24 protein-coding genes are annotated in these 21351 nt (G+C 66.3%); 14 read left to right on the forward strand and 10 right to left on the reverse strand.

The features are described 5' to 3' along the window. Positions 1 to 2: 2 nt before the first annotated feature. The 7 genes from AC1MEM_RS11970 to ispF are packed head-to-tail and all read left to right on the forward strand — an operon-like array spanning position 3 to position 5888. Positions 3 to 1514 carry an NADH-quinone oxidoreductase subunit M gene (locus AC1MEM_RS11970; protein ID WP_499477464.1) on the forward strand — a complete coding sequence of 504 codons (1512 nt, stop codon included), beginning with the start codon at positions 3 to 5 and terminating at the stop codon, positions 1512 to 1514. A gap of 15 nt (positions 1515 to 1529) precedes the next feature. Next, a complete protein-coding gene (gene nuoN, locus AC1MEM_RS11975) occupies positions 1530 to 3032 on the forward strand; it encodes an NADH-quinone oxidoreductase subunit NuoN (protein ID WP_499477465.1) in 1503 nt (500 codons plus the stop codon). 15 nt (positions 3033 to 3047) lie between these two features. Next, complete coding sequence (locus AC1MEM_RS11980) at positions 3048 to 3368, forward strand: DUF2818 family protein (RefSeq protein ID WP_499477466.1); 321 nt, start codon at positions 3048 to 3050, stop codon at positions 3366 to 3368. Positions 3369 to 3403: 35 nt separating this feature from the next. Continuing rightward, positions 3404 to 3961: an NUDIX domain-containing protein gene (locus tag AC1MEM_RS11985; RefSeq protein ID WP_499477467.1), complete on the forward strand. Its 558-nt coding sequence runs from the start codon at positions 3404 to 3406 to the stop codon at positions 3959 to 3961. A gap of 4 nt (positions 3962 to 3965) precedes the next feature. Beyond that, the gene (locus AC1MEM_RS11990; protein ID WP_499477468.1) at positions 3966 to 4658 is read left to right on the forward strand and encodes a hypothetical protein; all 693 of its coding nucleotides are present in this window, start codon (positions 3966 to 3968) and stop codon (positions 4656 to 4658) included. Further along, a complete protein-coding gene (gene ispD, locus AC1MEM_RS11995; protein WP_499477470.1) occupies positions 4655 to 5371 on the forward strand; it encodes a 2-C-methyl-D-erythritol 4-phosphate cytidylyltransferase in 717 nt (238 codons plus the stop codon). The genes AC1MEM_RS11990 and ispD overlap by 4 nt, the downstream gene beginning before the upstream one ends. A 7-nt stretch (positions 5372 to 5378) precedes the next feature. Further along, positions 5379 to 5888: a 2-C-methyl-D-erythritol 2,4-cyclodiphosphate synthase gene (gene ispF, locus AC1MEM_RS12000; protein WP_499477472.1), complete on the forward strand. Its 510-nt coding sequence runs from the start codon at positions 5379 to 5381 to the stop codon at positions 5886 to 5888. 156 nt (positions 5889 to 6044) lie between these two features. Here ispF and AC1MEM_RS12005 read toward each other — a convergent pair whose 3' ends face one another. Then, a complete protein-coding gene (locus tag AC1MEM_RS12005) occupies positions 6045 to 6275 on the reverse strand; it encodes a hypothetical protein (RefSeq protein WP_499477473.1) in 231 nt (76 codons plus the stop codon). A 383-nt stretch (positions 6276 to 6658) separates the two neighbouring features. Here AC1MEM_RS12005 and AC1MEM_RS12010 point away from each other — a divergent pair, with 383 nt between their 5' ends. From AC1MEM_RS12010 to AC1MEM_RS12025, 4 genes are all read left to right on the forward strand, one after another. Continuing rightward, positions 6659 to 7921 (forward strand): MFS transporter, encoded by a 1263-nt coding sequence (locus AC1MEM_RS12010; RefSeq protein ID WP_499477639.1) that lies wholly within the window; start codon positions 6659 to 6661, stop codon positions 7919 to 7921. A 1-nt stretch (position 7922) separates the two neighbouring features. Continuing rightward, complete coding sequence (locus AC1MEM_RS12015) at positions 7923 to 8231, forward strand: hypothetical protein (protein WP_499477474.1); 309 nt, start codon at positions 7923 to 7925, stop codon at positions 8229 to 8231. A gap of 106 nt (positions 8232 to 8337) precedes the next feature. Continuing rightward, entirely contained in the window at positions 8338 to 8892 is a 555-nt protein-coding gene (locus AC1MEM_RS12020) for an NADPH-dependent FMN reductase (RefSeq protein ID WP_499477475.1), read from the forward strand. Positions 8893 to 9166: 274 nt separating this feature from the next. Further along, the gene (locus AC1MEM_RS12025) at positions 9167 to 9835 is read left to right on the forward strand and encodes a phasin family protein (protein ID WP_499477476.1); all 669 of its coding nucleotides are present in this window, start codon (positions 9167 to 9169) and stop codon (positions 9833 to 9835) included. 30 nt (positions 9836 to 9865) lie between these two features. Here AC1MEM_RS12025 and AC1MEM_RS12030 read toward each other — a convergent pair whose 3' ends face one another. The 8 genes from AC1MEM_RS12030 to AC1MEM_RS12065 form a co-directional block, all read right to left on the reverse strand. Continuing rightward, positions 9866 to 11080: an acyltransferase family protein gene (locus AC1MEM_RS12030; protein WP_499477478.1), complete on the reverse strand. Its 1215-nt coding sequence runs from the start codon at positions 11078 to 11080 to the stop codon at positions 9866 to 9868. Positions 11081 to 11219: 139 nt separating this feature from the next. Then, a complete protein-coding gene (locus AC1MEM_RS12035; protein WP_499477480.1) occupies positions 11220 to 11960 on the reverse strand; it encodes a LytR/AlgR family response regulator transcription factor in 741 nt (246 codons plus the stop codon). Then, positions 11924 to 12604: a sensor histidine kinase gene (locus AC1MEM_RS12040; protein WP_499477481.1), complete on the reverse strand. Its 681-nt coding sequence runs from the start codon at positions 12602 to 12604 to the stop codon at positions 11924 to 11926. Before AC1MEM_RS12040 ends, AC1MEM_RS12035 begins: the two co-directional genes overlap by 37 nt. 23 nt (positions 12605 to 12627) lie before the next feature. After that, positions 12628 to 13044 (reverse strand): hypothetical protein, encoded by a 417-nt coding sequence (locus AC1MEM_RS12045; RefSeq protein ID WP_499477483.1) that lies wholly within the window; start codon positions 13042 to 13044, stop codon positions 12628 to 12630. A 21-nt stretch (positions 13045 to 13065) separates the two neighbouring features. Then, the gene (locus tag AC1MEM_RS12050; protein ID WP_499477484.1) at positions 13066 to 14034 is read right to left on the reverse strand and encodes an FHA domain-containing protein; all 969 of its coding nucleotides are present in this window, start codon (positions 14032 to 14034) and stop codon (positions 13066 to 13068) included. 10 nt (positions 14035 to 14044) lie between these two features. Then, positions 14045 to 15517, reverse strand: a complete 1473-nt coding sequence (locus AC1MEM_RS12055; RefSeq protein ID WP_499477485.1) for a S1 family peptidase — start codon at positions 15515 to 15517, stop codon at positions 14045 to 14047. 104 nt (positions 15518 to 15621) lie between these two features. Then, complete coding sequence (gene ribA / locus AC1MEM_RS12060; RefSeq protein ID WP_499477487.1) at positions 15622 to 16272, reverse strand: GTP cyclohydrolase II; 651 nt, start codon at positions 16270 to 16272, stop codon at positions 15622 to 15624. A gap of 183 nt (positions 16273 to 16455) precedes the next feature. After that, entirely contained in the window at positions 16456 to 16671 is a 216-nt protein-coding gene (locus tag AC1MEM_RS12065) for a DUF3820 family protein (RefSeq protein ID WP_499477488.1), read from the reverse strand. Between the two features lie 61 nt (positions 16672 to 16732). Between AC1MEM_RS12065 and AC1MEM_RS12070 the strand changes: the two genes are divergently transcribed. Next, positions 16733 to 17152, forward strand: a complete 420-nt coding sequence (locus tag AC1MEM_RS12070) for a DUF1810 domain-containing protein (protein ID WP_499477490.1) — start codon at positions 16733 to 16735, stop codon at positions 17150 to 17152. Between the two features lie 3 nt (positions 17153 to 17155). On the opposite strand, the gene AC1MEM_RS12075 is transcribed toward AC1MEM_RS12070, so the two are convergent. Further along, positions 17156 to 18808, reverse strand: a complete 1653-nt coding sequence (locus AC1MEM_RS12075) for a phosphoethanolamine transferase (RefSeq protein WP_499477491.1) — start codon at positions 18806 to 18808, stop codon at positions 17156 to 17158. A 366-nt stretch (positions 18809 to 19174) separates the two neighbouring features. Here AC1MEM_RS12075 and AC1MEM_RS12080 point away from each other — a divergent pair, with 366 nt between their 5' ends. Further along, the gene (locus tag AC1MEM_RS12080) at positions 19175 to 20698 is read left to right on the forward strand and encodes an NYN domain-containing protein (protein ID WP_499477492.1); all 1524 of its coding nucleotides are present in this window, start codon (positions 19175 to 19177) and stop codon (positions 20696 to 20698) included. Between the two features lie 121 nt (positions 20699 to 20819). Continuing rightward, positions 20820 to 21251 (forward strand): hypothetical protein, encoded by a 432-nt coding sequence (locus tag AC1MEM_RS12085; protein WP_499477494.1) that lies wholly within the window; start codon positions 20820 to 20822, stop codon positions 21249 to 21251. Positions 21252 to 21351: the final 100 nt, after the last annotated feature.

Consider the following 21351-nt stretch of genomic DNA (forward strand, 5'->3'; position numbering starts at 1 on the left):
AAATGATGCAGTCTACGATCTCTACATTTCCTCCTTACCTGAGCCTGGCAATCTGGCTCCCGATCCTGTTCGGCCTGCTCGTGCTGGCTGTCGGTCGCGACAAGAATCCAGGGTTCAGCCGCATGCTGGCGCTGGTCGGTGCGGTCGTCAGCTTCCTGCCGACGATCCCGCTGATCACGCATTTCGACAATGCCGCCCACGGCATGCAGTTCTATGAAGCCACGCCCTGGATCGGCGCCTTCAACATCTTCTATCGTCTCGGTGTCGATGGCCTGTCGCTGTGGTTCATTCCGCTGACGGCCTTCATCAACATCATCGTCATCGTGGCGGCATGGGAAGTGATCCAGGAACGTGTGTCCCAGTACATGGGCTCCTTCCTGCTGCTGTCGGGCCTGATGATCGGCGTGTTCGCGTCGCTCGACGGCCTGCTGTTCTACTTCTTCTTCGAAGCGACCCTGATCCCGATGTTCATCATCATCGGCGTCTTCGGTGGCCCGAACCGCGTGTATGCGGCGTTTAAATTCTTCCTGTACACGTTCTTCGGCTCGCTGCTGACCCTGATCGCGATCATCTACCTGTACAACATCTCGGGCAGCTTCGACATCCAGGTCTGGCACAAGCAGGCGCTGGGCATGAAAGAGCAGATCCTGATCTTCATCGCCTTCTTCATGGCCTTCGCCGTCAAGGTGCCGATGTGGCCGGTGCACACCTGGCTGCCGGACGCCCACGTCGAAGCGCCGACCGGCGGTTCGGTCGTGCTGGCCGCGATCATGCTGAAGCTGGGCGCCTACGGCTTCCTGCGTTTTTCGCTGCCGATCACCCCGGACGCGTCGCACTACCTGGCGCCGGTCGTCATCGTGCTCTCCTTGATCGCCGTGATCTACATCGGCCTCGTGGCCCTGGTCCAGAAGGACATGAAGAAACTGGTCGCCTATTCGTCGATCGCCCACATGGGTTTCGTCACCCTCGGCTTCTTCATCTTCAACGAGATGGGCGTGCAGGGCGGCCTGATGCAGTCGATCTCGCACGGCTTCGTGTCGGGCGCGATGTTCCTGTGCATCGGCGTGCTCTACGACCGCATGCACTCGCGTGAAATCGCCGACTACGGCGGCGTCGTCAACACGATGCCGAAGTTCGCCGCCTTTGCCGTGCTGTTCTCGATGGCGAATGCCGGCCTGCCGGCCACCTCGGGCTTCATCGGCGAATTCATGGTCATCCTGGCGTCGGTGCAGTTCAACTTCTGGACCGGCCTGGCCGCGGGTACCGCCCTGATCCTGGGCGCCGCCTATTCGCTGTGGATGGTCAAGCGCGTCGTGTTCGGTCCGATCGGCAACAAGCACGTCGCCGAACTGGTCGACCTGAACAAGCGTGAATTCGCGATCCTGGCCGTGCTGGCAATCGCCACGCTGTACATGGGCCTGTATCCTGCGCCGATCGCCGAGACGCTGCAGACCTCGGTTGCCGACCTGCTGCAGCATGTGTCCGTGAGCAAGCTCCCGCAGCTGCCTCAATAAATCGAAATCAACGCCATGACTAACACTCTATTGCCGGCTGTCGACACCAACCTGGTGCCGGTGTACGCCGAAGTATTTCTCCTGGTCGCGGCCTCCGCGATCCTGCTGATCGATATGTACCTGAAGGGGGCGCGCCGCAACGTCACCTACTGGCTGTCGCTGCTGACCCTGGTCGGTTGCGCCGCCTTCACCTGGGTCGACTTTGCTGCCGGCACCACGGTCTACACGTTCAACAACATGTTCGTGTCGGACCCGATGTCGAACCTGCTGAAGCTGTTTACCTACCTCGCCGTCGGCGTCACCCTCGTGTATTCGCGTGGGTATGCGACGGAGCGGGGCATGCTCTCCGGTAACCTCGGCGGCGAGTTCTACGTGCTCGCGCTGCTGTCGATGCTGGGCCAGATGATCATGATCTCTGGTAACAGCATGCTGTCGATCTACCTGGGCCTGGAACTGATGTCGCTCGCGCTGTACGCGCTGGTGGCCCTGCGCCGCGACCACGCGGTCTCGACCGAAGCCTCGATGAAATACTTCATCCTGGGTTCGCTGGCCTCGGGCTTCATGCTCTACGGTATCTCGATGATCTACGGCGCCACCGGTTCGCTCGACATCACCGAAATCGCCGCCCGCGCAGCGACCGGCGGCAACCACGGCATCCTGGTCTTCGGCCTGGTGTTCCTGGTGGCCGGCATGGCCTTCAAGCTGGGCGCCGTTCCCTTCCACATGTGGGTGCCGGACGTCTACCAGGGTTCGCCGACGGCAGTGACCCTGCTGCTGGGCGGCGCGCCGAAGCTGGCCTCGTTCGCCATGGTCATCCGTATCCTGGTCGAAGGCCTCGGCCAGATGGCCTACGACTGGCAGCAGATGCTGCTGGTGCTGGCCGTGCTGTCCCTCGCCATCGGCAACCTGACCGCGATCGCCCAGACCAACATCAAGCGCATGCTGGCCTATTCGACCATCGCGCAGATGGGCTTCGTGCTGCTGGGCATGCTGGCCGGCGTGGTCGGCGACGACCGTTCGAACATGGGCGCCGCGTATAGCGCAGCGATGTACTACTCGATCACCTATGTGTTGACGACCCTGGGCAGCTTCGGCCTGATCATGATGCTGGCGCGTTCGGGCTTCGAAGCCGAGCAGATCGCCGACTTCAAGGGCCTGGGCCGCCGCGCGCCATGGTTCGCGGTCGTCATGACGATCCTGATGTTCTCGCTGGCCGGCGTGCCGCCGATGATGGGCTTCATGGCCAAGTGGGCAGTGCTGCAGGCCGTCGCCAACACCGGCGCCGTCTGGCTGGCCGTGGTCGCGGTGCTGTTCTCGCTGATCGGCGCCTTCTACTACCTGCGCATCGTCAAGACGATGTGGTTCGACGAAGCGGCCGACACCAGCCCGATCGTCACCCACGGCGACATGCGCTTCGCGCTGTCGGTCAACGGCATCGCCGTCGTGCTGCTGGGCCTGATCCCGGGCTCGCTGCTGAGCGCCTGCCTGCACGCGATGCAGTTGACGCTCAAGTACTAGATCGGCTTGTCAATCATGGACGTCTCGTTCGCCAGCTGGATCGTGGTTGCCGTCGCCCTGGCGGCGGCCAACCTCCCGTTTGCGAACGAGCGCATGTTCGGCCTTCTTTCCCTGAAGGCCACCCAGAGCGGGCAGGCGCGTAACAAGCCCTTCGTGGCGCGCCTGCTCGAGCTCCTTGTTCTATACTTCCTCGTCGGGCTCGTCGCCTGGCTGCTGGAATCCCGTATCGGCAACGTGTTTGTCCAGGGCTGGGAATTCTATGCGGTCACTGGCTGCCTGTTCGTCGTGCTGGCGTTTCCAGGCTTCATTTTCCGTTACCTGCGTAAGCGCCGCTGATTCGTTTTTCCGATCAACGCTTCACGAAGGTTCCAATGGATTCTCATCTCAAGGAAGTCCGCCTCGATGGCGAACTTGCCTACGACGGCCACTTCCTCAAAGTCTCGCGCGACCGCATTCAACTGCCGGACGGCAAAATCTCGCACCGCGAATACATCCGCCATCCGGGCGCCGTGGTGATCCTGCCGCTGCTCGACGATGGCCGCGTGCTGCTCGAGCGCCAGTTCCGCTATCCGAACGACCGCGTCTTCGTCGAATTCCCGGCCGGTAAAATCGATCCGGGCGAAGAGCACCTGGCCTGCGCGAAACGCGAGCTGGAAGAGGAGACCGGCTACACGGCAACCGACTGGCGTTACGTCTGCACCATCCACAATGCGATCGCGTATTCGGACGAACACCTCGAACTGTTCCTGGCGCGCGGCCTCACCGCCGGCGAAGCGAAGCTCGACGAGGGCGAGTTCCTGGAGATTTTCAGCGCGACCGTGCCGGAACTGATGGAGATGGTGAAGGCGGGGCAGGTGACCGACGTGAAAACCATCATCGGCGCCTTCTGGCTGGAAAAGATCGTCAACGGGACCTGGTCGCCTGCCTGATGCCATGAAGCTGCTGTTTTCGCTCGCCTGCCTGTGCGCGGTCGCACCGGCCAGCGCGCGCAGCGCTTTCCAGGCGCGTTGCGAGGACACGATCGGACAAAGCGTCTCGGTGATGTCCTCGACGCAAAACGGCTACCGCATCGACAACAGCTATTCCTTTCACGGGCTGTCCGCGATGAAGGGCGAACGCGCTCCCGGCAGTTATGTGCTGGGCCTGACGCGCACCGAGTCGCGCGTCGCGATCGGCGTGCATGGCCGCATGCTGAGCGATCCGGCGACGGGCTACGAATGCGTGGCGCCGCGCCTCGAGATCAAGCTGACCTATCTCCCCATCGTCGTGTACGTCGGACGCGAATTCCCGCGCGGGAGCTGCTCGTACCGCGAAATCCTGGCGCACGAAATGCGCCATCTCGACATCTACCAGCGCTACCTGCCGCAGGCCGAAAAGGCCGTCGGCGATGCGCTGGCGCGCCGTTTCGAGGGCAAGCCGCTGTATGCGCCGGCCGGGCAGGTGCGCAATTTGTTGCAGCGAGAAATCGACAGCGGCTGGATGCCCTTCATCAAAAACGAGATGGCGAAAGTCGAGCGCATGCAGGCCGCCATCGATACCCCGCAAGAGTACGCGCGTCTCGGCAAAGTTTGCGCAGGTGAGGTACAGTCTCTTATCAGACCGGCAAAGAGTAGAAGAAACACATGAATTCCCAGGCACCACGTTATTTCGCCCTGATCCCCGCGGCCGGCGTCGGGGCCCGCATGGCAGCGAGCGGACCGAAGCAATACCTGAAAATCGGCGGCAAGCCGATGCTGCGCCACGCCATCGACGCCTTCCTGTTCAGCGAACTGATCGCGCATACCTATGTCGTGGTCAGCGCCGACGACCCCGTCATCGACAGCGTCGTGCCCAGTCACGGCGTGACGGTGCTGCGTTGCGGCGGCGCGACCCGCATGGAAACGGTCAGGAATGCGCTCGCGGCCCTCTTTCCGACGCTGCGCCCGAACGACTGGGTGCTGGTGCACGATGCGGCGCGCCCGGGGCTCGACGAAGCCCTGATCGAAAAGCTGATCACCACCACCGGCGAACATCCGGTCGGCGGCCTGCTGGCCCTTCCCGTGGTCGATACCGTCAAGCGCAGCATCGGCGGCGAACTCGGTACCGTTGCGCGCGAAGGCCTGTGGCTGGCGCAGACGCCGCAGATGTTCCGCTTCCAGTTGCTGCGCGACGCCCTGGCAGCTGCCAGCGATTCGGCGCGCGACCCGAGCCAGGTTACCGACGACGCCTCCGCCGTCGAAGCGCTCGGCCTGTCGCCCAGGCTGGTCGAAGGGCATCCGCGCAACATGAAGGTTACGCTGCCGTCGGACGTGCGCATCGCCGAAATGTACCTGGCCACGGCCCAACCTGAATTATTGTAAGCACACCATGGCACTTGCATCCTACAATCCGACCCCGCCATTTCGCATCGGCACCGGCTATGACTGCCACCGCCTGGTCGAAGGGCGCAAACTCATCGTCGGTGGCGTGACCATCCCGCATCGCCTGGGCCTGTTCGGCCATTCCGACGCCGACGTGCTGCTGCACGCGATCATCGACGCACTGCTGGGCGCGGCGAGCCTCGGCGACATCGGCAAGCATTTCCCCGACACCGACCCGATGTTCGCCGGCGCCGACTCGCGCGTCCTGCTGCGCGAGGCGGCCACGCGCGTCGTCGCCACCGGCTACACGATCGGCAATGTCGACGCCACCATCATCGCCCAGCAGCCGAAGATGGCGCCGCACATCCCGCACATGGTCTCGCGCATCGCCGAAGACCTGGGCGTCTCGCCGCAACAGGTGAACGTCAAGGCCAAGACCAACGAGAAGCTCGGTTACCTGGGCCGGGAAGAGGGCATGGCGGCCGAAGCGGTGGCACTGCTGATTCGCGCGGCCTGAGGGCCGCTGCGGCTCCTGTCACTGCGTCCACTGCTGCCGCTCCTGCCACTCCTGCCACTCCTGCCACTGCGTCCACTGCCGCCGCGCCTGGCCCGGACGGGCGTCCGCATACCGGTTCTGCCTGCAGACGCCTGCATGGGCGGCGCCGCCACACGCTCAGTGAATCATCTTGGCGGCCGCGAATGCGAGCCCGGCCATGGCCGTTGCGGTACCGATGAACCACTTGAGCAGCGTCGATTCAAGCTGCGCCACATCCGCCTTCGTGGCCGCGTTCCTGGCAAGCCCATCGGTCGCGGTTTCGATTTTTGCCAGCAGAATATCGACGGAACGGATATCCCGTCTGCACTCGTCGGCAAATCCTTCCAGCCTTGTGATTCTCGGTTCCATGTCGTCTCCGCGTTGTAGGGCGGTGTCAATCGGATCGCGTGGCAGCGGACCAGCCGGGCCATGGTTGGCGGCGCGGGGCTGGGCTCTTCTGGCAGCGCCTGTCTTTGTTGTCTGATCATGCAGGTGCGGTGGTAGTTCTTTTAATTTGTTGCCGGGGCGCCGTCCGCGGGGGCGGTGCACGGCCAGTACAGATATCGCCGGTACGTGGTGTTGGATCGGCAGGATCCGGTTTCTATCCTTGCTTACCTTTGTTCGATATCAGCAGGGCAGCATCGAACGCCACCATTGCCAGAATCTGGCACCGCCAGCAATTCCCTGCATTCGTTGTTAAACTCTCATCCCAGTTCCGTTTGCGTGTGCATGCGGCAAAAAATAACGGGATGATGATGAGCACCCACACCGAGATGTCGCCCCGCGCCGCCTGGCTCCTGATCCTTGCCGCCAGCGCGATCCTGATGATCACGATGGGCGCGCGCCTGACGACCGGCCTGTTCCTGTCGCCGCTGAACACGGCGACAGGACTGGGCGTGGCGACGATCAGCTTCGCGCTGGCGATCGGCCAGTTCATGTGGGGCGCCTCGCAACCGATCTTCGGAGCCATTGCCGACAAGTACGGCCCGGCACGCGTGATCGTGCTGGGCGCCGTGCTGCTGGCCGGCGGCCTGGCCGCCACGCCTTTCGTCAGTTCCGAATGGGGCCTGCTGCTGACCATGGGCGTGCTCTCGGCCGCAGGCGCCGGTGCAGGCAGTTTTTCGATCCTGATCGGCGCCACCGCCCAACGCCTGCCGGCCGCGCGCCGGCCCTTCGCGTCCGGCTTCATCAACGCCGGCGGCTCCTTCGGCCAGTTCGTGTTCTCGCCGCTGATGCAGTTCCTCATCGCCGGACCGGGCTGGATCATCGCCATGTTCACGATGGCGGCGACGACCTTGCTCACCATTCCGCTGGCCTGGTTGATGCGCGGACGCGCAGCCCCGCAGGCCACCGTCGCGGCGGCCGGGGCCGCGCCCGTCGCCGCGCAGCTTGCCGGCATTGGCCTGGCCCGGCAGCTGCGCGAGGCCCTGCGCGACCGTAGCTACCTGTGCCTGCATGCGGGTTTTTTCACCTGCGGGTTTCATATCGCTTTCCTCGTGACCCACCTGCCGGGCGAAGTGGCGCTGTGCGGCCTGCCGGTCGGGGTGGCGGGCACGGCGCTCGGGCTGATCGGCCTGTTCAACATCGCCGGCAGCCTCAGTGCCGGCGCGCTGTCGACACGCTATCGCATGAAAAACCTGCTGGCCCTGATGTATTTCAGCCGTCCGCTGATCATCGCCCTGTACCTGCTGGCGCCGAAGACCGCGCTGACCTTCTACATCCTCGCGGGCGCGCTCGGCTTCACCTGGCTGGCCACCGTGCCGCCCACCGCCGGCCTGGTCGGCAAACTCTTCGGCACGCGCTACCTGGCAACCCTGTTCGGCCTGACACTGCTGTCGCACCAGATCGGCGGCTTCTTCGGCGCCTGGCTCGGCGGCCTGTCCTTCGTGCGCTTCGGCGACTACAGCTGGATGTGGTACGCCGACATCGCCCTGGCGCTGGCGGCCGCCCTCGTCAACCTGCCGATCCGCGAGGCGCCCGTGGTGCGCGCGGCCGCGCCGCTGGCGAGGGCCTGAGATGGCGCGCGACAGCTGGGCTTACCGCGAGGTCGCCGTGCATTCGGTGCCCGATGCGCGCACGGGCCGGCTGCGGATTCGCCCGATGCCGGGACAGGCCTTCGCGCCCTCGATGCGGGTGCAGTGCGCGCGCGCGCTGAGCGACCCGGCGCGCTATCCGGCCGGGACCCGCTTCCTGCTCAACGCCAAACTGACCGACCGCCTCGGCGGCGAGCCTTTCCTGTTCGCCTGGCATGGCGACCCGGTCCAGGTGCTGAGTGCGGCGCAGGCGCGCAAGTTCCTTGCGGCCTTCCGGCGCGGGCGCATCTGAACGCACCTCGAGTACAGGCCGAGCCGCGCGCACGGGACCCGGCGCGCGGCGCCCGGTAAAAAATGGTTACCATCGAGCTTTTGCACATGAAGAAAGAGGGGAAGGCATGACATTGAAAAAAATCGCTATCGTCGTCGGCAGCCTGCGCAAGGATTCGTACAGCGGCAAGGTGGCCAGGGCGATGATCCAGCTGGCTGAAGGCAAGCTGGACATGGAAGTGGTCGAGATCCGCGACCTGCCGCTGTACAACCAGGATGACGATACCGACACCCCGCCGCCGGCCTTTACGGCGTTTCGCGAGCGTATCCGCGCGGCCGACGGCGTGCTCTTCATCACCCCGGAATACAACCGCTCGGTGCCGGGCGCGCTGAAGAATGCGATCGACGTCGGCTCGCGCCCTTACGGCAAGGCCGCCTGGGCCGGCAAACCCTGCGCCATCGTCAGCCAGTCGCCGGGCGCGCTCGGCGGTTTCGGCGCCAACCACCACCTGCGCCAGACCTTGCCCTTCCTGAACATGCCCGCGATGCCGGCACCGGAAGCCTACCTCGGCGGTATCGCCGACAAATTCGATGGCGACGCCCTGAAGGACGAGTCGCTGCGCGCTTTCCTGCAGACCTTCGTCGATACCTTCGCGGCCTGGGTCGAGCGCCACGCGGGGTGATCCCGCAGGCGTCCGGCGCCGCGCGTTTTCCCCGTTTTTTCGGTCCCGCCACTGTCAAAGTCGCGGGACCGTTTTCATTCCTCCCTTCTTTCCTCACGCCCGCACACGTTTGATCCAGCGCAAATAGACGGTAGCGTGCTGCCCTAGCCTTGAGGCTTCGTGCGGAAGACGCCAGCCTGATCCGGCAAGGGCGGTCTCCGGCGACACGTCGGTGCGGCCCCTGGCCGAGCGCCGGACTATTCCAATAACCATTACCCATGAATGAGGCAAACGCATGTATCCATTTTCCCAATCTGTGACTCCTGCAGTGCGCACCCACCTGGACGCGCAGACGGCCTTCGTCAACGACATGTCGAAATCGCTGTTCCAGTCCTTCCAGCAGATGTGCAACCTGAACATCCAGCTGGTGCAGACCATGCTCGAGGAAACGGCGCTGGCGAGCCAGCAGATCCTCACCGCCGACCGCCAGACCGAAGTGCTGAGCGCGGCCGCATCGCGTGCCCAGCCCGCCACTGAAAAGCTGCGCGCCTACCAGCAGCACATTTCGCGCCTGGCGGCCGACGCCCAGGTCGAGCTCGCGCGCGTGACCGAAGAGCACGTGCAGAACACCACCCGCACCGCGCGCCAGCTGGCCGACGAAGTGGCGCGCACCGCTTCCGAAGAAACCCAGCGCGGCCTGCGCCAGGGCCAGGACACGCTGCAGCGCTTCGTCGATCCTTTCACCGCCGGCAACGGCAACGGCCACGACCGCGCCCGCAGCAATGGCGGGGCGGGCGCCAGCATGCAAAGCGCCAGCCCGGGTGCCAGCCAGGGCGGGAGCAACCCGCGTCAGGACGGTAACGGGGCCGCTTCACAGGCCGCTTCACAGGCCGCTTCACAGGCCGCTTCACAGGCCGCTTCACAGACCACTTCCCAGGCCGGGAAGGGCGCGCACGGCGCCTGACGCCTTGCCGGCCCTGGCGCCGGTCCCTGGCTATGCGGGCTGGGTCGATCGTTCCTGACTACGCGGCATCGCACCGGGAGACGCCGGCGGCAAGCCGAACAGCGGGCGCAGGAAATGTACCCTGCGCACCGCTTCATGCAGGCCGAAGCTGAGCGTCAGCGTCAGGACCACCAGGACCGGCGCCTCGATGCCCGGCGCCATGCGGGCCGGCTTGAGCAGCCAGGCAAGGACGATGATCAGGGTCTGGTGCACGAGGTAGACGGGCAGGACCGCTGCGGCCAGGTAGGCGCGGGCCGGCCCGTCGTGATGCAGGTGGCGCTGGGCGAAGCCGCAGGCGGCCACGATGGCGCTCCAGGCCAGCAGCGCATAGTCCGAGCCCATCAGTGCAAACCAGGACGGGGTGCCGGCCGCATCCGGAAAGAGCAGCAGCAGCCGATACCAGCACACGGTCGCGGCCCAGGCCGTCACGGCCAGCGCGAGTGCATGCCAGCGCATGGCGGCAAAGCGCGGCCAGCACTGCGGCGCGCGGCCGAGCAAGGCGCCCAGCAGGAACAGATACAGGTAGGTGGCGTGGGCAAACCAGTCGTCGACGAGCATGTGGGTCTCGCCGAAATGCCTGAGCATGGTCACGCGGGCCAGCGCCAGGAACACGGCAGGCAGGACGATGAGCCGCCAGCCGCCGAGGCGGCGCACCAGCACGCTTGCCGCGGCCTCCAGGCACCCGTCCGCGCATGCCGCAAGCGCCGCCAGCACCAGGCAATACACCCACAGGTAGGGGAGGAACCACAGGTGGTTCCAGGCCGGCAGGAACAGGCAGCCATCGTGATCGCAGAAGCCGCCGTAGCCGGTCAGGAACCGTCCCATGAAGCGGAGGTAGCCGCCATCGTAGCCGACGTCGTGCACCACCTCGATATACGACTGGGGCGGCACGATGACCAGCGCCCCGAACAGCAGCGGCAACAGCAGCCGCAGGGTGCGGCGGCGCAGGAAGGCGCGGGTGCCGAGGCGGCGCAGCATGGCCTGCGACACGGCGCCGGAAACGAGGAACAGCAGGCCGAGCCGCCACGGGGCCGAGAGCACCATGAACGGATCGAGGGCGCTGCCCGCGAACTCGCTTTTCAGGTGCCAGTCCCAGCTGACGTAATACATGCCGACGTGGTAGAGCACGAGGATGAAGAAGGCGATGATGCGGACCCAGTCGAGGAAGACCAGGCGTGCGCAGGGAGCTGCGGGTTCGGTGTGCATGGCGTCGGCGGAAGTGGCGAAGCACCCAGCGTATGCCGCCATGCCTGTCCGCAGGGATGGAATGTGGCAAGCCGGGCCTGGGCGGTGGCGAGCCGGCGCCGCGCTTGCTCCACGCTGCCGTCGATGATGCGCCGGCCCGCTATGCGCGCGCCGGCGCGGCCTGGCGCAGTGCTGCCAGCACGGCGGCCCGGTACTGGCGACTGCAAGGCACCAGCGTGCCATCGCGCAGCTGCAGCTGGCAGTCGCCGCGCGGGCGCGCGAGCACGCGCTCGATCCATGCCGCCTGCACCGCTGCGCGCCGGTGGCAGCGCACGAAACCAGTGCCTAGCTCGGCGAGCAGCGAGGCCATCGTCTGGCGCAGCAGGGGCCGCGCGCCGGCCGTATGCAGGATCACGTAATTGTCGGCCGTTTCTATCCAGCCGATGTCGCGCACGGCCACGACCCGGGTCGCGCCCCGCTCGGGCACCAGCAGTTGGGCCGGGACGGGCACAGGCGCGGGCAGGTCCGCCAGTCGCTTGCGTACCCTTGCCAGGGCGCGCGCGAGGCGATCGCCATCGAAGGGTTTGAGCAGGTAGTCGGCGGCATCCGTATCGAAAGCCTCGACCGCGTAGGCATCGTGGGCGGTGGTGAAGACCAGTAGCGGCGGGGGCTGCGGCAGGGCGGACGCCAGTGCGATGCCGGAGGTGCCCGGCATCTGGATGTCGAGGAACAGGACGTCGGGCCGCGCCTGCGCAATCTGCGCGAGCGCCGCGCCGGCATCGGCCGCTTCGGCGATGGCGTCGATGCGCTCCTGCTCGAGCAGGCGGCGCAGGCGTGCCCGCGCGGGCGCTTCGTCGTCGACGATCAGGACCCGCATGATGACCGGCATGAGGACCCGCATGGCACCCGCATCTCGGCGCGCACGCCGGCCGGGGCCAGTTGCGACAGGTGCAGTCCCGCGGCCTCGCCATACAGGTTGCGTAGCCGCGCGCGCAGGTTGGCCAGGCCCACGCCCGGCGTGGCGGCGCCGGCCAGCGTGCCGCGGTCGTCGTCGATGCGCACGACGAGGAGACCGTCCGCGCGCATGGCCGACACCGCAATGCCGACCGGGCCGGCGTGTCGTTCGACCGTATGCTTGAACACGTTTTCGACCAGCGGCTGCAGGCTGACAGCCGGCAGCGGAACCTGGCCGGTGTCCAGCCCGATGTCCCAGGTGAAGCAGACCCGTTCGCCGAAGCGCGCCGCCATCACCTGCGCATAGGCGCGGGCCAGCGCCACTTCGTCGTCGAGGGCCGCTTCGGCCTCCCGGCCCGCCTGCAAGGTCGCGCGCAGCAGCGCCGCCAGCTCGACCAGCGTGGCATCGGCTTTGGCGACATCGGTATGCATCAAGGAAGAAATGGTGTTCAGGGCATTGAACAGGAAATGCGGCTGCATCTGCTGCGCCAGTTGCTGCAGCTGCGCCTGGCCCAGCTGTGCGGTGGCCCGTTCCGAACGCAGGGTTTCGTCCAGCATCCTGCGATAGGACAGCAGGCCGAAGGTGATCACGGTGAACAGGGCGATGAACAGGCTCAGTCTGAGCTGCTCGTACAGGAACAGGCCCGGCCAGGCCCATGCACGTAGGGTGCGCCCAGCAGCGCATACACGCCATGCCTTATTGCGTAGACGAGCGGCACGAAGGCGATCCAGTACAAGGGCAGCCAGCAGGCCTGCAGCATGAACCAGCGCCATGGCTGGGCGACGAGGCCGTCATGGCGCGCCGTCATCCGGCGCTGGACCAGCCACAGCGCGCTGATGACCAGCGCCGACGAAGATTCCCAAAGCACAGGCTGCCACAGCGCCCGGCCGCCGTCCTGGCGCACATCCTGCACGGCGATCAGGACCATCAGCGCCCAGAACAGGCACCAGGCAAAACAGATGACCCGGAGATTCGGCTTCGACTTCGGCGGCATGCGGTCCTTTCGATCGGCCAGCGGATCATCATGCATTTGCGCGAGCTTGTCAAAGTGTCAGTTTTCGGTGGTCTTGCCGTCCCCCTCGTCCTGCCGCTCGCGGTCGAGCTTCGCCTTCATCGCCGCCACATCGGCCATGAATTCGTCCACGCTGCTGTCGGGGGTGGCGCGCATCCCGGGCGGCAGCAGTACCGACATGTAGAGTTCGTCGGCCAGGCGGCCGTTGCGCTGGTCGTTGCTGATCAACACCAGGCCCGAGCCGAGCAGGGCCAGCGCGGCGCAGGCAAGGGCGTGGCGCCGGCGCGGTTCGGGTTTCACCGTCGTCAGGTGGAAATACACCATGCCCGCCACCAGCGCGATCGCGACGTGCGAGCCGTAGCGCGTGAACACTTCGATCGAATACGCGTAGCCGATGGCGTTCGACGCCAGGCCGAACAGCATCAGCGCGGTGATGCCGCAGCCGAAGATGAACAGGTGGCGGCCGAGCCGCGCATGGCGCCCGAACAGGCGGTTGCCGAAAGCCCACAGGCAGCTCCAGACGAGGCCGGCGCCCAGGCCGTAGGCCAGCGCCAGCAGGTAGCGCAGGGGACGCCAGGCCTGGGTGTCGGCCAGCCACATCGTGAACAGCGCGACGATCGCCACCAGCAGGGCGCCCACCAGGCCCGGCAGCGCGCCTTCCCAGCCGTGCATGGTGCGGTCGAGCAGTTCGGCCGGGACCGGAAAGCTGGCGGTGCGGATGCGCAGCGTGGTGTGGCCGAGCCGCACCACGGTATTGCCGGTCAGGGGCAGGCGCGCGCTGCGTTTGCCGGCGTGCACCACGCCGTTGCGCGTCCCGAGGTCGCGCAGTTGCAGGGACCCGTCCTCGCCGGCCTCGACCAGCGCGTGGCGCGGGGCGGTGTAAGGGTCGTCGAGGATGTAATCGTTGTCGTAACCGCGCCCGATGCGGATCGGCAACTGGTCGATCCGGTGCCGGTGCAGCACGTCGCCATTGCGCGCGAGGGTTTCGATGAACCAGGGGCCTGTCATACGCAGCCCCTCATAACTTCCCGCTACGCCCGAGCGCGTTCAGGAACGCGCGCGTGACGCGCATGCCGTTGTCGTAGGAAACCCCCGCAACGTCGAGCCGGCTTTGCAGGCTGGCCTGCGGGTTGTCGGTGCTGGCCGTGAGCAGGGTGAAGTTGTACAGCCCGGGGAATTTGCGATAGGCGCGCACGCAGGTGACGGCGCGCAGCGGCAGCCTGTTCGAATGCACGAAGCGCTCGCTGCACAGCGGCCCGGTCAGGCGCGGGTCGCGCGCCCGGCCGAGGCGGTCGAGGCCGAACTGGCTGCTGGCCAGGGCGGCGAAGCGCAGCGGGTGCAGGCTGGTCGAGCGCAGGTAGTGGTGGCTCATCGATACCTGTCCGGTCTGCTGGGTGTCCGACACGTAGACGGCTGATTCCATGGCGCAGCTCAGGGTGTCCGAACTGAAGGAAGCTTCCGCCATCGCATTCGAGCGGCCCCAGCAACGCACCTGGCCCGACTCGCGCACCGGCACCAGGTAGGGCCCCATGTTCTTGATCGAGAACGGCGTGTCGAGCAAACGTCCAACCATGGCGCGCTGGTGCGCCAGCAATTGCTCGGCAATGAGGGGATTGAAATCCTTCGGCGGCGTGCGCTGGTTGGCGACCCGGCGCAGCAGTTCCTGGGCAAACTTGACCGGCACCAGGAAGCTGACCGCCTCGCCGTCGCGCCGTTTCGAGACATTGATTCCGGCGACGGTGCCGCTCGAGGTCACGCTCGGGCCGCCGCTCATCCCCGAATTGATCGGGCCGCTGAAGATCAGCTGGTCGTAGAAGCTGCGGTTCACCACGCCGTTGTACGCCCCTTCCGAAATGGCGAAACCGAGGTCGAGCGGATTGCCGAGGGAATACAGGTCCTGGCCTTGCGTCAGTTTCACCGGCTTTTCCGGCACGATGAAGAAGCCGCTGCCGTTGCGGTTCACGCGTAGCACCGCCAGGTCGTGCAGCACGTCCACCGCCAGCAGCTCGACCGGCCCGCGTGCGCCGTCGGTGTCGACATATTCGCCGGCATACACGTCGGGGTCGAGCGCCATCTGCGAGACCACGTGGTAATTCGTCAGCACCAGGTTGCTGCTGCCGACGAGGAAACCCGAGCCTACGGTCGACTGGGTACGCCCGTTTCTCAGCAACATGCGGATCTGCAGCAGGTCGGCCTGGGCCGAGGAATACAGTTGCTGCGCGGCCGAGGAGGGCGGGGGCAGGGGCGTCGTGGTGTCGAGTTCGCCCGGACCGGGCGCGGGTGGGGTGGTGCCGGGCGGGGCGTCGGGCTGCACAATGCGCGGCACGACAGGCTGCACCGCCAGCGGCGGCACCGGCGCTGCCGATGCGGCGGGGGGAGCCGCTGCGGATTGACCGCGTGCGGCCGTGCGCTGGCCGGCTGCGGCGGCAAGCGCGGCGCCGAGGCAGGAGCTCAGGACAAAGCCGAAGAACAGGCTGGAGGCAAGTTTCATGGCGGTGGCAAGGGCGCGGGCGGCAGCGCCCGGGCGAAGCCACCCCGCACGATCAGCAGTGGGTAACTGCTATCTTGCCACTCTACTTGTTTGTCTGCAGAACCTTACAGCTCGCCATCCTGCACCACAGCCGCGGCCGGCGTGCTCATCATGTGCCCCAGCTTGGCCTGCTTGGTGTCGAGGTAGCCGGTATTGAAGGCGTTGCGGTTGACCAGCAGCGGCACCCGTTCCACGACTTCGATGCCCAGGCGCGACAGGGCGTCGATCTTGCGCGGGTTATTGGTCATCAGTTTGACCTGTTTGATGCCGAACTGTTCCAGCATCGGCAGGCAGAGTTCGTAATTGCGGGCGTCGGCATGGAAACCAAGCTGCAGGTTGGCCTCGACCGTGTCGGCGCCGGCTTCCTGCAGGCGGTAGGCGCGGATCTTGTTCACCAGGCCGATCCCGCGCCCTTCCTGGCGCAGGTAGAGCAGCACGCCGCGGCCCTCGGCGGCGATGCGTTTCAACGCGCCCTCGAGCTGGGCGCCGCAGTCGCAGCGCTGCGAGAACAGCACGTCGCCGGTCAGGCATTCCGAGTGCACGCGCGCCAGCACCGGCTCGCCGCTGTCGATGTCGCCCAGGGCCATGACCAGGTGTTCCTTGCCCGTCGAGTGCTCGACGAAGGCGTGCAGCGTGAACTGGGCCCAGGGCGTGGGCAGTGCGCAGGACGTGACATAGTCGAGCAGGGGAGCGGCGGGCGTGGCGTTAGTGGACATGCTGTGTTCTGTTGCGGTGGATGTAACCGGTAAGTATAAGAGAAATCGGTCGCGGCCGTGCGGCCGATGGCGGTGCTAGGCGGGTGCCAGGCGGGTGCCAGGCGGGGCACTGCACCGCAGGCCTTCCCGCATGTTACCTTTTTGTCATAATATTTCCGGGCGCGGGGCGCCGCACGCGATGCGCTAGCGGGCGCGCCGCAGCGGATCGAGCAGGCCGCGCAGGTCGTTATGGTCGAGTTCGTACATCAGGGCGAGCAGCTCTCCCAGTTCGCCGCGTGGAAAGCCTTCGCGCGCGAACCAGCCGAGATAATGGCCGGGCAGGTCGGCGATTTTCCGGCCCTCGTATTTCCCGTAGGGCATGTCGCGTGTGAGCAGCAGGAGCAGGTGTTCGGGTTTCATCGTGGCGCCACTTTAGCAAAACTGGCGAAAGAGGTAGGATGCTTATTCTTGGGAGACCGCCATGGACCATGAATTCGACCTCGACCGCTTCGTCAGCGCCCAGGATCCCGTGTATTCCGATGTCCTGGCCGAACTGCGCACGGGCAAAAAACGTACGCACTGGATGTGGTTCGTGTTTCCGCAGATTGCAGGCCTCGGCCAGAGCGAGATGGCGCGCACCTATGCCATTGCCTCCAGCGACGAAGCCGCCGCCTACCTCGCCCATCCGGTGCTGGGTCCGCGCCTGCGCGAATGCGCGCGACTCGTCGCCACCCACGCCGACATGGACATCGGCGACATCTTCGACGGCCCCGACGACCGCAAGTTCCATTCGTCGATGACCCTGTTTAACGACATCGCGCCCGACGAAGCCGTGTTCCAGACCTGCCTCGACCAGTTTTTCGACGGCCGGCCCGATGCAGCAACGCTGGCGCGCCTCTGAGGGTCACGTGCCGAAGTCGATTTTCAAGGGCAAACTCGGCGCCTGCCAGCGATAGCGCCGATCGAGCACGTCGCGGCCGGGACGCGCGCCGCGCCACTCGATGCCGAGCAGGCGCGCCAGGCTGTGGCCGAACCAGTCGCCGCGCACCGGCGCCTGCAGCGCCTGGCCCGGCGCCGGGCTGGCATACGAACTCCACAGCATCAGCGGAATCCGATAACCGTCCGGCGTGGTGGCGCTGTGGCCGGCGCGGTCGGTCGTGTGGCCGACTTCCTGGCCGTGGTCGGACAGGAAGACCCAGGCCTGCTTGCCGGCCGCCTGGCGCGACAGGTCGAGGGTCGCGGCCACCGTGCTGTCGTGGTAACGCACCGCCGAATCGTAGTCGTTGCGCAGCTCGCGCAGCCAGGCCGGGCGGCCTTCGCTACGCAGGCGAGCATCGACCCGATCGAGCGCGTGCGCGTATGGCGCCACGCCGTCCGGATGGCGCATCCGGTAATGCGGGTGCAGGCCGAGCATGTGCACGACGATCAGCTTGCGCGGCGCAAGGTCGGACAAGGCCGAGCGCACTGCGGGCAGCACCTGGCCGTCCAGGGCGCGCGAAGCCCGTCCCGGCTTGTTGTTGAGGAGGTGCACCTTGTCGGCCAGGCGCGCGTGCTCCTGCTCGATGGCCAGGTCGTTGTGGTTGCTGATCCAGAAGGTGCGGTAGCCGGCGGCGCGTGCCAGCGCCAGCAGGTGCACGCGCGAATCCGCCTCCGGGGACCCGAAATAGAACAGGTTGCGCAGCGCCGGCACGGTCGAGGCATTCACCGACCAGGCGTGGCGGAAGACCTGCAACTGCTCCCCCAGCAGGCGCTGGCGCTCGGACAGGGCGGGCGAGGTCGCGCGCGGATAGCCGTAGCTGGAAAGGTTACTGCGGTTCATGCTCTCGCTGAGCACCAGCACCAGCGTGTCGGGACCGCTTTTCGAGAGGGTAGGGGCCAGTGCCGCGGCGCCCGCCAGCAGTTCGCTGCGCTGGCGCCCGAGGCTGGCCCATTGCCGGCGCAGCTCGCCCACGTCCTGCGCCCACTGCGGCCAGAACAGCAGGGGATGGTGGCGCCGCCACGGTTTGCTGACGAAGGCGCCGACGATCAGCGCCAGCATCAGCGCGGCAAGCGCGATGGCCCAGCCGCGCGGCTCCGGCGATGTGGGGGGCGAACGCCACCAGCGGTACAGGCCCCAGCCGAGCGCCGCGCCGCACGCCAGGGCGAAGCCGCTCCAGGCGAGCAGGTCGCGCCAGTACATGCTGACGAATTCGAGCGACTCGCCGCCGGTCGTATTGGCGACGGCGCTGAGCACCATCGCACTGTTCGGCAGCGCATCGTAGGCCGCCATGAGGAAGCCGCGCACCGCGCCGTCGATCACGAAACCGAGACCGGCGGCAAAGCAGATCGCCGCCTGCGCCAGGCGCCGCCCGCGTGCCGCGCAGGGCCACCACAGCCAGAACCAGACCGGCAGCACCAGCACCAGCACCTGCCAGAAGCGGATGCCGTCGTGGCCGGCCAGCACGGCCGTGGTCAGGGCGACAATCGGCAACAGCAGCGGCAGCGCGCCGCGCAGGGAGGCCGGCACGCGCAGGCGCGGCGCCGCATCCGCGACGCGGTCGTCAATACAGGAGCTCATGTGCGCAAGCGGCTGGTGATCGGTGCAACGGGGTCAGGCGCACCTGCCGGCGGGAACGGGCCGGCAAGGGGGAAGTTGGGGCAGGCGAACGGCGAGGTGCTTCGGTGGGTTCATGCAGGCTCTGTCTCGATGGTTGCAACAATGGATCGCAATACTGGAACAAACTGTCCTTCGCGCGGCCAAGTGTATACCGTTGAATCGTCCATGCATATTCCATAAAGGAGAATATTTTAGGTGCTGGACGCTATTTCAAGGGGCACACGGGGGCGCCCTGTTGCCAGTGCTACAGCATGCGCGGGACAAACCAATGTTGTGCGTATAATCCGCGGGGTGTCTGTCCTCTTCTATTAATGAAAATAACAACTCATGGCTTCATCCGATAACATCAGCATGGCGGTGTTCTGCGATTTCGAGAACGTGGCACTCGGCGTGCGCGACGCGAACTACGATAAATTCGACATCAAGCCCGTGCTCGAGCGGCTCCTGCTCAAGGGCAGCATCACCGTCAAAAAGGCGTATTGCGACTGGGAACGCTACAAGGGCTTCAAGTCGACGATGCACGAAGCGAATTTCGAGCTGATCGAAATCCCGCACGTGCGCCAGTCGGGCAAGAACTCGGCCGACATCCGCCTCGTCGTCGACGCCCTCGACCTGTGCTACACCAAGTCGCACGTCAACACCTTCGTCATTATCAGCGGCGACTCCGACTTCTCGCCGCTGGTCTCGAAGCTGCGCGAGAACAACAAGCAGGTGATCGGCGTCGGCGTCAAGCAGTCGACCTCCGACCTGCTGGTGGCGAATTGCGACGAATTCATTTTCTACGACGACCTCGTGCGCGAGGTGCGCCGCGCCGCCGCGAAACGCGACGAGCGCAAGGCCGCACCGCAGAACAACAAGCGCCCGAGCGACGACCGCCGCAAGGAAGAACTCGAAGCGCGCAAGACGCAGGCGCTGGACATGGTCGCCGAAACGTTCGACGCGCTGGTCTCCGAACGCGGCGACACCGGCAAGATCTGGGCCTCGCTGCTGAAGGACACCCTGAAGCGCCGCCGTCCGGAATTCTCCGAGGTCTATTACGGCTTCCGCACCTTCGGCAATTTGCTCGAAGAAGCGCAGGCACGCGGCATGTTCGAATTCGGCCGCGACGAAAAGTCCGGCACCTATGTGTATCGTAGCAGCGGCGGCGGCGGCAGCAGCGGCGCGAACGCCGCACCGCAGGCGGAAGGGCCGACGATGGCCGAGACCATTTTCGCCGGCACCGATGCCGCGGCCGAGGGCGAGGAAGCACCTGCCCAGGTCGAAGCGAAGGAAGAGGGCAAGGGCAAGGGCCGTACGCGCGGCGGGCGTGGCCGCAAGAACACGCGCGGCGAGGCGCCGTTCGTGGCGGTGACGCCGGACGAGGCGGTCGAAGCCGAAGCGGCCGAGGAGCCGGCAGTAGACGCCGCGGCCGAGACCTGGCCGGCGCCGGCAGCGCTGGAAGAAGTGATGGCCGTCGTCGAGCCGGCAGTGCTGGAAGCCGTGCCGGACGAAGCGGAGGCGCCGGCGAAGAAGGAACGCCGCCGCGCGCCGCGCAAAGCGGCAGCGAAGAAGGTCGCCGCAGGCACGATGCCAGCGGACGCTGCTGCGGACCTCGTGCCCGCGCCGCAGGCCGACGTGGAGCCGGCGCAGGTGCCCGTGGCCGAGGTGGCAGCACCGGTCGCCGCGCTCGCCCCGGATGAAGACGCTGACGATTACGTGTTGCCTGATGACGTCAACGGCAACGTGGCTCCTGGCGACAACGCTGCCGCGCGCTCGAAACCGGCGCGCAGCGCATCGCCCCGTCCGGCACGCAAGCCCGCCGCGCGCAGCCGCCGTCCGGCCAAGCCGAAGGCCACGCCGGGCAACAGCTAAGCATTCGCACCAGGCCGGCCGCCAGGGCCGGTGCATGACGCAGCGCACCGGTCCCTGGCGGACCGGTGCCATCGCCGGCCGCCCGGCGATTGATCACTCAACCGTGGTGAAAGGAGCTGTCATGCGTGTGCTTGCCGGATTGCTGGTTTCCCTCGTCTCCTTGATGCCGCCGGCACAGGCCGCGCCGCCCGCCCCCAAGGCGAACCACCCCATCCTCGGCATCTGGCGCCTGGCGCTGCCCGAACTCCACTGCACCGAAACCTACCGCTTCCGCGGCGACGGCACGACCCTGGTGACGAGCAAGGAAGAAATCTCCGAAAGCGAATTCCGCATCCCCGACGCACCCAGCGCCAAGGGCTTCTACAAGCTGGAAGACCGCATCGTCAAGGATAACGGCAAGCAGGATTGCTCGGGCGAGGTCATGAAGGTCGGCACCCAGGTGACCAATTTCGTGCGCTTCCACCCGTCGGGGGCCTTGTTTTTGATGTGCAGCGACGAGACGATGCAGGCGTGTATCGGACCGTTCGAACGTGTGGAAGGGGAAGAGGCGTAGGGGCACGCAAACACCTGCGCCGTATGCATAACGTAGGGGGGGCACTCGTGCCCACCCTACGTTATGCGCCCGTCAGTAGCCTCGGAGTGTCTGGTGTATA

Source organism: Telluria sp. AIW5 (assembly GCF_056680575.1).